The following is a 12,238-nucleotide window of genomic DNA, read 5'->3' on the forward strand; positions in this document are numbered from 1 at the left end:
ATGAAAAAGATATATATATCAATCTTCGTGTTAGCAGCATTTACTTTTACAGGGTGTGCTGATGATTACCTAGATGTTAAGCAAACTGAAACCATTTCTACTGATGATATGGAGCTGCTTAATAATGACAGTGGAGCTAAAAGCTTCGTTACCTCAATCTACAGTAAATTTTTAGACTGGGATATGAGTTCATTCGGATGGATTGGATTGGCAAGTATCACATCTGATGATGCAGACAAAGGTTCAACTCCAAGTGATACAGGTACAGATAAAGATGTTTTGGATGCTTTAACTTACAATGCATCAAACCCATCTGCAGAAAGTACATTTAATGCTAACTATGATGGAATCAATAGATGTAATCAAGCATTAGAAATTTTGCCAAAATTAGATAAAGCTGATCCTGCATTAAGAGATAGATTAATGGCAGAAGCAAAATTTTTAAGAGCTTTCATGTACTTTACTTTAGTAAAATGTTACGGAGGAGTTCCTATTGTAGATCATATTTCAAAAATTCCATTATCTGCAGAAGATAAAGCAATGCAGTTAACACGTAAAAGTGCGGCAGAAGTTTATGCTTTTATCGAAAAAGACTTAACTGAAGCAGCTGCAGTTTTGCCAAACAAATCGCAATATTCATCAGACGAAAAAGCTAGAGCTTCAAAAGGTGCTGCTTATGCTTTATTGGCAAAAGTAAGTTTGTATCAGAAAAAATGGCAAAGTGTTATAGATAATTGTAACCTGGTTACTGGATACGTTATTTCTCCAGATTATGCTAAAATGTTCAGATTAGAAGGAGAAAATGATGGAGAATCTATTTTTGAAATAAACGGAAATGGTGCTGTACCTGCTCGTGGAATTCAAGGATATTCTAATACTCAAGGTGTTCGTGATGCATGGGGATGGGGATTCAATCAGCCATCTCAAAGTTTGGTAAATGCTTATGAAGCAGGAGATGTTAGAAAAGATGCTACTATTATTTTTAGAGGCACAACTTTATATGACGGAAGAGTAATTCCTGTTGTAAGTGAAAACGATCCTAACCCGAGATATAATTTCAAAGCTTATTCTTCAGCTTACACAAGCGCTTGGGAAACAGATGCTAACATTAAATACTTAAGATATGCTGAGGTATTATTAATGAAAGCTGAAGCTTTAAATGAATTAGGACAGACTTCTGAAGCTATACCGTTATTAAACAGAATCAGACATAGAGCAGGATTAGGTGATACTCCAGCAGTTTCTCAAGATGCTGTTAGAACTGCAATCTGGAAAGAAAGAAGAGTTGAATTGGCTTTCGAATTTGACAGATTCTTTGATTTAGTTAGAACAGGTCAGGCAAAAGATGCTTTCGCAGCAGATAAGAGTGCCGCTTTCCCTAATGGAAAAGTATTTACAGTAGGTAAAAATGAATTATTCCCAATTCCAGCATCATTTATTTTGGTGTCTGAAGGAATGTCTTCTCAAAACCCTGGATACAATTAAAAATTCTCAGAAATCACTTCCTTCAGCAAATCTGAAGGAAGTGATTATTTTATAAAAATCTTAAATTATCATAATGGTTAGAATTTCAGTTTTATTTTTAGCTTTTGCTTTTTTTAGTTGTGGTTCGAAAGATAAATCGAAAGAAATTGTACAGGAAAATACTTCTGACGTTACGACATTAACAGATGAACAGCTTTTAGATGCTGTTCAAAAACAAACATTTAAATATTTCTGGGATTACGCAGAACCAAATTCTGGATTAGCCAGAGAACGCTATCATCCAGATGGAGTTTATCCTGAAAACGATTCGAATATCGTAACAACAGGAGGCTCAGGTTTTGGGTTAATGGCACTTGTTTCAGGAATGTCTCAAGGTTATATTACCAAAGATCAAGGCGTAGAGCGTCTTAACAAAATTGCAGATTTTTTAGGCAAAGCAGATCGTTTTCATGGGGCATGGTCTCATTGGATTGACGGAAATACAGGAAAAGTAAAACCTTTTGGAACCAAAGATAACGGAGGAGATTTAGTCGAAACCTCATTTTTGGTTGCAGGAATGATTACCGTTCGTGAATATCTTAAAGATGGTTCTGAAAAAGAAAAAGCTGTAGCTCAAAAATATGATGCTCTTTGGAAAGGTGTTGACTGGCAATGGTACACAAACAACAAAAACGTCTTATACTGGCACTGGTCGCCAAACTATGCTTGGCAGATGAATTTTCCGTTACAAGGGTACAATGAGTGCCTTATCATGTACGTAATGGCAGCATCTTCTCCAACTCATACTATTGATGCAAAAGCGTATCATGAAGGGTGGGCGAGAAGCGGAGGCATTGTTTCTTCAAAAACAAAATACAATATACCGCTTATTTTAAAGCACAATGGAGCAGAAGAATTTGGAGGTCCGTTATTCTGGGCACACTATTCTTATGTAGGTTTAGATCCGAACCAATTAAGCGATAAATACGCTAATTATTGGGACTTAAATGTAAATCAGACCAAAATCAATTATCAATATTGCGTTGAAAACCCAAACAAAAATGCGGGCTATGGCCCTGAATACTGGGGATTAACAGCATCGTATTCAAGAAATCCTGACGGCTCTATTGGGTACAACGCGCATATGCCAAGCAATGATCAAGGCGTGATTTCGCCAACAGCAGCAATCAGTTCTATTGTTTATACGCCAAAAGAATCGATGGCTTTGATTAGAAACTTATACGAAAACCATAAAGAAGAAACTTGGGGCGATGCCGGTTTTTATGATGCTTTAAGTTTAGGCAATAAATGGGTGGCAAAACGCTATTTAGCAATTGATCAAGGGCCAGAAGTTGTAATGATCGAAAATTACAGAACAGGATTATTGTGGAAGCTGTTTATGAACGCGCCAGAAGTAAAACAAGGTTTAACAAAACTTGGATTCAAATCTGGTAAATACGGAATTTAAGGCGCTATGAAAAATAAATTGGCATTTGTATTTCTATTGTTTTCGATAGCCGTTTTGGGACAAAACGAAACTAGTGGCAAAATTAATACAGTTATAATGTCTAAATATGAGTTGGGTTATGTATTGCACAAACCGGCTAATACGAAGGAGAAAAAGCCATTAATAGTCTTTATTTCTGGTGATGGAGAAAAAGGCACCGATCTTGAAAAAGTAAAAATTAATGGTCCTTTAAAATACCTGAAAACGCATGAGTTAGACGCTTATGTTTTGGCTCCGCAGTGTAAAGAAGATGAAAATTGGGATATAGAATCAATTTACCAGCTGATTGTAAAAATTCAGAAAGAAAACAAAATTGATTCAGAAAGAATTTATGTTACTGGTTTGAGCTCAGGAGGTTGGGCTTCTTGGAATTTGGCTTTTGCACATCCAGATCTATTTGCCGCAAATGTACCTGTCGCTGGCTTTGTAGATTTGATTCAGTTAGAACACGCTTGTGAAATAGCCAATATTCCAACCAGAATTTTCCACGGTTTACTCGATGATGTGGTAAACGTAAACTATGCGATCACGATTTACAAAGAATTGAAAAAATGCAATGCCAAAGATGTAAAGCTGACCATTTTTGATGACGCAAATCATGACAGCTGGACAAGAGTTTATGATAATGCAGCAATCTACGATTGGATGCTGCAGCAGAAGAAAACGAATACAAACAAATAATAAAGAATAGAATGAAATCGCTTTGATTCAAATAAATAACTAAACGAAGAAAAGCGATTCCATGTTCCGATTAAAAACAAATATTAAATACACATGAAAAACAAATTAGTCTTACTTTTTTTAGGATGCGCTGTTTTGGGTTATGCCCAAAAAAAGCCAGCTAAAAATACAGTGAAAATTAAACCAAAGTCTGAATTTGTGGCGGAATTAATGTCAAAAATGACTTTAGACGAGAAATTGGGCCAGTTAAATTTGCCAACATCTGGAGACATAACAACAGGTCAGGCAAGCAGCTCAAATGTGGCAAAAAATATTGCTGAAGGAAAAGTGGGCGGTTTGTTCAACATTAAATCAGTTCAAAAAATTAAAGAAGTACAGAAAATTGCTGTTGAGAAAAGCCGTTTGAAAATTCCATTGCTTTTTGGTATGGATGTAATTCACGGTTACGAAACAACATTTCCAATTCCGCTTGGATTGTCTTGTACTTGGGATATGGGCTTAATCGAAAGAAGTGCTCAAATTGCGGCAAAAGAAGCGAGTGCAGACGGAATCAACTGGACATTCTCTCCAATGGTTGACATTTCTCGTGACCCAAGATGGGGAAGAGTTTCTGAAGGTTCAGGAGAAGATCCGTACTTAGGAAGCCAAATTGCAAAAGCGATGGTAAACGGTTACCAGCAGCGCGATCTTTCTAAAAACAATTCAATTTTAGCTTGCGTTAAACACTTCGCATTATACGGAGCTCCAGAAGCTGGACGTGATTACAACACCGTAGACATGAGCCACATCAGAATGTTTAACGATTATTTTCCTCCGTACAAAGCAGCAGTTGACGCAGGTGTAGGATCTGTAATGGCTTCTTTCAACGAAGTTGACGGAATTCCTGCAACTGGAAACAAATGGTTAATGACAGATGTTTTAAGAAAACAATGGGGGTTCAAAGGATTTGTAGTAACAGATTTTACAGGTATTCCTGAAATGATTCCTCACGGAATGGGAGATCTACAGCAAGTTTCAGCTTTGGCTTTAAATGCAGGAGTTGAAATGGATATGGTTGGAGAAGGTTTCTTAGGAACTTTGAAAAAATCTTTAGACGAAGGAAAAGTAAAAATCGAAACTATCGATAATGCTGTAAAACTTATTCTAGAAGCAAAATACGATTTAGGATTGTTCCAAGACCCATACAAATACTGTGATGAAAAAAGAGCTAAAACTGAAATTTTCACTACAGACAGCAGAAAAGAAGCACGTGAAATTGCAGCACAATCTTTAGTATTATTAAAAAACCAAAATCAGTTGTTGCCGCTTAAAAAATCTGGAACAATTGGCTTGATCGGTCCATTGGCAGACGCTAAAGAAAATATGCCAGGAACTTGGAGTGTGGCTACAAAAATGGAAAATGCCGTTTCATTATTGAGAGGTATCAAAGAAGTTGCTGGAGCTGGAACTAAAGTTTTATATGCTAAAGGAAGCAATTTAGATTACGATGAAACTTTTGAAACGAATGCAACAATGTTCGGTAAGACATTACACCGTGATGCTCGTACAAAAGAAGAATTATTGGCAGAAGCTTTAAAAGTAGCAGAACAGTCAGATGTAATTGTAGCAGCTTTGGGAGAATCTGCTGAAATGAGCGGAGAATCAAGCAGCCGTACAAACTTAGAAATTCCACAAGCGCAAAAAGATTTATTAAACGCTTTATTGAAAACAGGAAAACCAGTTGTTTTAGTTTTATTTGACGGACGTCCGTTGGTAATTACTGACGAAGAAAAAACAGTTCCTGCAATCTTAAACGTTTGGTTTGCCGGTACAGAAGCTGGTTATGCTATCGCTGACGTATTGTTTGGAGACGTAAACCCTTCAGGAAAATTGACTTCAACTTTCCCAAGAAGCGTTGGTCAATTGCCAATTTACTATGCACACAAAAATACAGGAAGACCGCTTTCTAACACAGAAGGTAAATTCGAAAAATTTAGATCAAATTATATTGACGAAAGAAACGAGCCTTTATTTCCATTCGGATTTGGTTTAAGCTACACTACTTTCGATTACTCAAACTTGAAAATTTCTTCAGATAAAATGAATGCATCTGGAAAATTGAAAGTAACTGTTGATGTAACAAACACTGGAAATTTTGACGGAAAAGAAACGGTTCAATTATACATTAGAGATTTAGTTGGTTCGGTAACAAGACCAGTAAGAGAGCTAAAAGGATTCCAAAAAATAGCACTTAAAAAAGGTGAGAAACAAACCGTAAGTTTTGACATTACTGTTGAAGATTTAAAATTCTATAACTCTGATTTGCAATTTGTAGCAGAGCCTGGGCAGTTTGATATTTTTGTTGGAGGAAATTCAAACGCCGATAAGAAAGTTAGTTTTGAGTTAACTAAATAGTTGGTTTATTTGATTAGTGAAAAGCCCTTCGTTTGGAGGGCTTTTTTTCTAAACCGAAAGACCTTTTTGTAATTTTTAAACTACGATTGTATGAATACTTTTAAAATATTTAGTGCCGTTTGTCTTATTGCTTTTTCGTCTAGTTATGCACAAAAAAATGCAATAGTGGCACATCGAGGAGCTTGGAAAAAGAATAATCTTCCTGAAAATTCAATCGCATCATTAAGACACGCCATTGATTTAAAATTGCCGGGATCAGAGTTTGACGTTTGGAGAACAGCAGATGATTCGCTTGTGATCAACCACGATGCGCATTACAACAAACTGCTAATTGAAGAAACAAATTATGCAGATTTGATAAAGTTTAAGCTTTCTAACGGAGAAAAATTGCCAACCCTTCGTGAATACATTTCAGAAGGAATGAGAAACAATAAACACACACTTTTGGTTTGCGAAATAAAACCATCAGAAATAAGTAAAGAAAGAGGACAAAAAACGGGTGTAGCAGCAGTCGAAACCATTAAAAAATTAAAAGCCGATAAAAATACCTGCTACATCAGTTTTGATTATGATATTCTAAAGAAAATCAGAGAAATAGATTCTAAAACTTCTCTGCAGTATTTAGAAGGAAATAAATCTCCAAAAGAAGTCAAAGCAGATAAAATTAACGGAGTAGATTATCATTATTCAGTCTTTCAAAAACATCCAGAATGGATTCAGGAAGCAAAGGACAATAAAGTGATTTTAAATGCTTGGACCGTTAATGAGGCGAAAGACATGGATTGGCTCATTGCGCACCAATTCAATTACATTACTACAAACGAACCCGAACTTTTAAAGGAGAGAAAAAAACTTAAAAAGTAAGGACAAAACCCAATTTCTCAGAAAATCTAACCATGAAAAAGATATGTAAAAAACTCTCGTCTATTGTATTGCTTTCGATGCTTTTCGGAAGCGGTCTTTCGGCACAAAATTCTGGCAAGACAGAATGGTTTGATCCCAGCAGACCCGCAACAACCTATTGTAATCCTATAAATATTGGATACAATTTCACTACCCATAATCATAACGGAATTCCAGAATCGCGCCGTTCTAGTGCCGATCCTGTAATTATTACTTACAAAGGCGAATATTATTTATTTGCGACAAATCAGGCAGGTTTCTTTTGGAGCAAAGATATGTCAGATTGGAATTTTGTTTACGGAAGCTTCCAAAGACAGCCGGGCGATGACGATCAATGTGCTCCAGCAGCTTGGGTTGTAAATGACACTTTATTTTATGTAGGTTCAACTTGGAAGAGAGATCATCCGATTTGGAAAACTGCTGACCCAAAATCAGGAAGATGGACACGCCACGTAGACAAAGCAATGCTGCCTACTTGGGATCCGGCGATTTTTCAAGACGATGACAAAAAAGTCTATATGTATTACGGATCAAGCGGGAAATTACCGCTTGTAGGGGTTGAGGTAGATTATAAAACTTGGCTTCCAAAAGGGAATCAGGCAGATTATGCAACGCTGTACAAAGCCACTGAGGTTGAAGATATTCAGAAACCTTACGGTCAAATTAAAGAAGTTGCCGTTTTAGAACCTTCAGCACATGGCTGGGAGCGTTTTGGACCAAACAACGATATGGAACCAGCACCGTGGGGTAACTTTATTGAAGGCGCTTGGATGACCAAACACAACGGAAAATATTATATGCAATATGGAGCGCCTGCAACCGAATTTAAAGGTTATGCAAATGGTGTTCACGTTGGAGATAATCCGTTAGGGCCATTTACATACCAAAAACACAATCCGATGTCTTATAAGCCAGGCGGATTTGTGATTGGTGCTGGACACGGAAACACTTTTGCAGATAATTACGGCAATTACTGGAATACTGGAACGTGCAAAATTTCAATAAAAGATCGTTTTGAGCGCCGTATTGATATGTTTCCTGCCGGATTTGACAAAGATGATGTCATGTATTCTATTACAGCTTATGGAGATTTTCCAATTGTGCTGCCTACAAGCGAGCGCGATCAGACAAAAGGCGCTTCGTCTGGATGGATGCTCCTGTCGTATAAAAAGCCAGTAACAGTTTCGTCTTCTGAAGAATGCATGGAAGTTGAAACGCACAGAATGGATCATGGAGGTAAAAAAGTATATGAGAAATTCTGTTACGGACCTGAAAATCTAACAGACGAAAACATTCAAACCTATTGGTCTGCTAAAACAAGCAATCCGGGCGAATGGCTTCAAATGGATTTAGGAAGGCAAATGGAAATCAATGCGTTGCAAATAAACTATGCAGATCATAAAGCAACACAGTTTAATAAAGCGATGGACATTTATTATCAATACAAAATATTCATGTCTGATGACGCTCAAAATTGGACTTTGGTGGTTGATAAATCTAGAAATGATAAAGATGCACCTCACGACTATGTAGAGCTTACAAAACCGTTTAAAGCGCGTTACATTAAAATGGAAAACATCCATAATGCCTCTGGATTGTTTGCAATTTCAGATTTTAGAGTTTTTGGAAACGGATTGGCGGCTAAACCAAAAGCAGTTGCTTCCTTTAAAGTAGACAGAAACAAGGCAGATTCTCGAAATGCCATGATTTCATGGAAAAAGCAGACAGATGCAATTGGTTATAACATTTATTACGGAATTGCTCCTGATAAATTGTACAACAGCATTATGGTGTACGGCGATAATACATACGATTTTAGAGGTTTGGATAAAGGGACAAAATACTATTTCACTATCGAACCTTTTAATGAAAATGGTATTGGAACAAAAAATAAGATTATAGAAGTAAAATAATCTTTATTTATAAAATATGTAAAAGCTCCGATTGCAAATTGAAGAATTTGCAATTGGAGCTTTTTTTTTGAGAAAAGGTAAAGAAAAAGGCTTCAGAAATGTCGATAATTTTGTTCCTTTGCGAATATACCTTTGGTATGCTAAACTCCAAATTACTACAGAAACTATGAAAAAAACGATTCTTTTAACTGCTTTAGTTTTAAACGGATTGACATCTTTTGCTCAGACAAATGATGAAAAAAACATCAAATTATTTTACAAAAAAGCTTTAACCGAAGCAAAATGCTACACTTGGCTAGAATATTTGTCAAATGATATCGGCGCTCGTTTGTCTGGATCTAAAGGTGCAGAACAAGCAGTTGAGTACACTAAAAGACAACTGGAAAGCTTAGGGCTTGATAAAGTATATTTACAAGAAGTTATGGTGCCTCATTGGGTTCGCGGCGAAAAAGAAACAGCGTATATCCTTGACGGAAAAGTAAAAACCAATGTGCCAATTTGCGCATTGGGAGGTTCGGTTGCGACACCAAAAACAGGTCTTACAGCTGAAATAATCGAAGTACAGGGAATAAAAGAATTAGCTGAACTTGGAGCCGATAAAGTAAAAGGCAAAATCGTTTTCTACAACAGACCAATGAACCCCGAAAACATTGAAACTTTTACTTCTTATGGAGCTTGCGTTGACCAAAGATACGCTGGAGCAAAAGAAGCGGCAAAACTCGGAGCCGTTGGAACAATTGTTCGTTCTATGAATTTGCGTTTAGACGATTTTCCTCATACTGGAGCTCAAAGCTATGGCGATTTGCCAAAAGCACAATACATTCCGACAGCGGCAATCAGCACAAATGGAGCAGAATTGTTGAGCAAATCTTTAAAAGCAAATCCAGCTTTGAAATTTTACTTCAAGCAATCTTGCGAAACGTTGCCAGACGCATTGTCTTATAACGTAATTGGCGAATTGACAGGAAGCGTAACTCCAGAAAACATTATGGTTGTTGGGGGACATTTAGATTCTTGGGATCTAGCTGACGGTTCTCATGATGATGGAGCAGGAGTAGTGCAGAGTATGGAAGTGATTCGTATTTTGAAAAACTTAAACTATAAGCCTAAAAATACCATTCGTGTAGTATTGTTTATGAATGAAGAGAATGGAGGAAAAGGAGGCGCTAAATACGAAGAGGTCTCAAAACAAAACAAAGAGAACCATATTTTTGCTTTAGAAAGTGATTCAGGAGGATTTTCTCCAAGAGGATTTTCAATTGAAGCTGACGATGCTAATCTGAAAAAGATACAAGGTTACAAAGATCTTTTTGAGCCTTATTTGGTGCACAGTTTTACAATTGGCCATGCCGGTTCAGACATTAATCATCTAACTTCACAAGCAATTGTAAAAGCAGGTTTAAAACCAGATTCTCAGCGTTATTTCGATTATCACCACGCAGCAAACGATAAATTTGATGCCATCAACAAGAGAGAATTGGAGCTGGGAGCGGCAACAATGACTTCCTTGATGTATTTGTTAGATCAAAACGGAATCGAAACTAAGAAAGCAAATTAAGATTTTTAAAATCAATGTATAGAATAGGCTGTCATTTTTGGACAGCCTTTTTTGTTTGTCATCAAATCATAATTATAAAGAAGAGAAAAAAAATAAGCGCCAAGTCAAAATCCCAGAGGGATTAAATATTTATAGAATATAATAATTGTGCATTTGATAAAGCCCCAGAGGGGCGACATATTTTTTACAATAATTAATTAGATAATTTTGTGCTTAAAACTTCATCACAATCAAATAATAAAAAAATAAGATTGGGATATTGGAAAGCAAGATTAGAATTTTAATGCCAATATCTTTTCGCTGATGAGGTAAATGGATGAACTTTTCCATCAAATGAATAAACATTATCGTGTTGACTACAATGGCCGCCAAAGCAAATGGCCAGGCAATAACCAAAACCATAGAACTTGCATTTGAAAGAATATAAAACATAAACAGAATCGTACTGATTATAAATGTTCCAACAGCTAGTTCAATAGACTGTTTTTCTTCAAACGGTTTATGAATTGTTTTCATGATTTTTATATTTTAAAAGTTTGCTGAATAGTTTGAACGGGCATAAAAAGCATTTTTGAAAAATCCAGATAATGAAATGAATGTGCTTTTTTCCCTCTTTTATACTGCTGAATGAAATACCTCATGCGTTTAGGATAAAATATAGTTCCACTTGTTATAACCATAAACAGATACAAGCTTTTCTTTCCATTTCCGAGCAGATAATACTGCATACCGATTTCTTCGTAAACTGAAACTCCAGTATTGGTCAAGACATGAATGATGTCATGATCTTCTAGTTTTTCCTGAATATCAAAATGGTTTTTGTAAAGAAAATTTCCCAAGCCAAATCCTAAGGTTTCTTCAGGATAATCCATTAAAAGCGTTTTATCAATATTCCAAGGTTCATTCTTTTTGAAATATTTTTGATATGGTTTTTTCGAACATTCATACAGTTTTTCAATCAAATAATCTCTCATAAATATGGTTTTAAAAGTTCTTTGAATTTCAAAGTTAATTAACAAATAAAAAAGCTAGATTGAATTCGAACCAGCTTTTTAAAATATTAATAAGTGTCTACTACTGTTTTCAATAGATTAGAATCGGCAAGATCAGAAGGGGCAACAACTTTTTCTTCTAATGGAATTGCGTTGCCGTAACGTTCTTTCAGTATTTTCTGAACTCTTGGATCTTGTAAATTAAAATCTTTCAGCTCCCTAAGTTTAGATAATTCGATTCCTGCCGCATTTTTATAAATCTTCCAGATCAATTCAGAGCAATATATTCTGTTGTCAGTCCATTCAAAATAAGCGTCATATTCTTTGCCGTCAAACTGTTGGCTGTAATCTTTCATTTTCTGTAAAACCTGCGGACTCAAAGCGTTATCGTCTTTTAATCTTTTTACTAGATATTTGCTGTCTTTTCCATGTTTAATCCAGTCTTCAAGCGGAGTAAGCTTTACTGGCTGAACAGCTTCAAAAACAAACCATTTTCCGTTTATGTCATAAATAATGCCGCAATGAGAAAATTCAGAATGGGTCGCAATTCGAACTGCTTCGCATTGTTTAGATTCTGACGTCTGAAAAATAAGATCTCCATCCTTAAACTTACTTGCAGCCGTTTTTTCTTCTTTAGTTCCTGTAAACGGATTGTTTGGGAAAACTTTTATCGCAACAAATAGAGCGCACCCAAAACTTAAGAAGAAAGTTATGATCGGGAATAGATATTTTTTAATTTTCATAAAGTATATTTTAAAGTACTTTGAGTTGCAAAGTAAATAATAAAAAAAATAGCTGCCAAATAAAATGGCAGCTATTTTTACAA

General features: G+C 35.9%; 10 protein-coding genes. 7 read left to right on the forward strand and 3 right to left on the reverse strand.

All coding sequences use genetic code 11. From position 1 onward, the window contains the following. The 7 genes from N4T20_RS13075 to N4T20_RS13105 all read left to right on the forward strand — a co-directional run bounded on the left by N4T20_RS13075 (position 1) and on the right by N4T20_RS13105 (position 10,420). A complete protein-coding gene (locus tag N4T20_RS13075; protein WP_260669579.1) occupies positions 1 to 1,485 on the forward strand; it encodes a RagB/SusD family nutrient uptake outer membrane protein in 1,485 nt (494 codons plus the stop codon). Positions 1,486 to 1,558: 73 nt separating this feature from the next. Further along, positions 1,559 to 2,932 carry a glucoamylase family protein gene (locus tag N4T20_RS13080; protein WP_260669580.1) on the forward strand — a complete coding sequence of 458 codons (1,374 nt, stop codon included), beginning with the start codon at positions 1,559 to 1,561 and terminating at the stop codon, positions 2,930 to 2,932. Between the two features lie 6 nt (positions 2,933 to 2,938). Further along, positions 2,939 to 3,652: a prolyl oligopeptidase family serine peptidase gene (locus tag N4T20_RS13085; protein ID WP_260669581.1), complete on the forward strand. Its 714-nt coding sequence runs from the start codon at positions 2,939 to 2,941 to the stop codon at positions 3,650 to 3,652. Positions 3,653 to 3,745: 93 nt separating this feature from the next. Continuing rightward, positions 3,746 to 6,046, forward strand: a complete 2,301-nt coding sequence (gene bglX, locus N4T20_RS13090) for a beta-glucosidase BglX (RefSeq protein WP_260669582.1) — start codon at positions 3,746 to 3,748, stop codon at positions 6,044 to 6,046. 90 nt (positions 6,047 to 6,136) lie between these two features. Beyond that, entirely contained in the window at positions 6,137 to 6,910 is a 774-nt protein-coding gene (locus N4T20_RS13095; RefSeq protein WP_260669583.1) for a glycerophosphodiester phosphodiesterase family protein, read from the forward strand. A 32-nt stretch (positions 6,911 to 6,942) separates the two neighbouring features. Continuing rightward, the gene (locus tag N4T20_RS13100) at positions 6,943 to 8,862 is read left to right on the forward strand and encodes a discoidin domain-containing protein (RefSeq protein WP_260669584.1); all 1,920 of its coding nucleotides are present in this window, start codon (positions 6,943 to 6,945) and stop codon (positions 8,860 to 8,862) included. Between the two features lie 166 nt (positions 8,863 to 9,028). Beyond that, positions 9,029 to 10,420, forward strand: coding sequence for a M20/M25/M40 family metallo-hydrolase (locus N4T20_RS13105; RefSeq protein WP_260669585.1), 1,392 nt, complete (start codon positions 9,029 to 9,031; stop codon positions 10,418 to 10,420). A gap of 213 nt (positions 10,421 to 10,633) precedes the next feature. On the opposite strand, the gene N4T20_RS13110 is transcribed toward N4T20_RS13105, so the two are convergent. From N4T20_RS13110 to N4T20_RS13120, 3 genes are all read right to left on the reverse strand, one after another. Next, positions 10,634 to 10,936 (reverse strand): hypothetical protein, encoded by a 303-nt coding sequence (locus tag N4T20_RS13110; protein WP_260669586.1) that lies wholly within the window; start codon positions 10,934 to 10,936, stop codon positions 10,634 to 10,636. 5 nt (positions 10,937 to 10,941) lie between these two features. After that, positions 10,942 to 11,394, reverse strand: coding sequence for a ubiquinone biosynthesis protein COQ4 (locus tag N4T20_RS13115; RefSeq protein WP_260669587.1), 453 nt, complete (start codon positions 11,392 to 11,394; stop codon positions 10,942 to 10,944). A gap of 86 nt (positions 11,395 to 11,480) precedes the next feature. After that, a complete protein-coding gene (locus tag N4T20_RS13120; RefSeq protein WP_260669588.1) occupies positions 11,481 to 12,155 on the reverse strand; it encodes a YiiX family permuted papain-like enzyme in 675 nt (224 codons plus the stop codon). Positions 12,156 to 12,238: the final 83 nt, after the last annotated feature.

This window comes from Flavobacterium sp. TR2 (assembly GCF_025252405.1).
Taxonomy (GTDB): Bacteria; Bacteroidota; Bacteroidia; order Flavobacteriales; family Flavobacteriaceae; genus Flavobacterium.

Excerpts from the sequence above, each read along its gene's own strand:
- N4T20_RS13110 (WP_260669586.1), bottom strand. The coding sequence starts at position 10,936 with ATGAAAACAATTCATAAACCGTTTGAAGAAAAACAGTCTATTGAACTA.
- N4T20_RS13105 (WP_260669585.1), top strand. The coding sequence starts at position 9,029 with ATGAAAAAAACGATTCTTTTAACTGCTTTAGTTTTAAACGGATTGACA.
- N4T20_RS13115 (WP_260669587.1), bottom strand. The coding sequence starts at position 11,394 with ATGAGAGATTATTTGATTGAAAAACTGTATGAATGTTCGAAAAAACCA.
- bglX (WP_260669582.1), top strand. The coding sequence starts at position 3,746 with ATGAAAAACAAATTAGTCTTACTTTTTTTAGGATGCGCTGTTTTGGGT.
- N4T20_RS13075 (WP_260669579.1), top strand. The coding sequence starts at position 1 with ATGAAAAAGATATATATATCAATCTTCGTGTTAGCAGCATTTACTTTT.
- N4T20_RS13100 (WP_260669584.1), top strand. The coding sequence starts at position 6,943 with ATGAAAAAGATATGTAAAAAACTCTCGTCTATTGTATTGCTTTCGATG.
- N4T20_RS13120 (WP_260669588.1), bottom strand. The coding sequence starts at position 12,155 with ATGAAAATTAAAAAATATCTATTCCCGATCATAACTTTCTTCTTAAGT.
- N4T20_RS13080 (WP_260669580.1), top strand. The coding sequence starts at position 1,559 with ATGGTTAGAATTTCAGTTTTATTTTTAGCTTTTGCTTTTTTTAGTTGT.
- N4T20_RS13085 (WP_260669581.1), top strand. The coding sequence starts at position 2,939 with ATGAAAAATAAATTGGCATTTGTATTTCTATTGTTTTCGATAGCCGTT.
- N4T20_RS13095 (WP_260669583.1), top strand. The coding sequence starts at position 6,137 with ATGAATACTTTTAAAATATTTAGTGCCGTTTGTCTTATTGCTTTTTCG.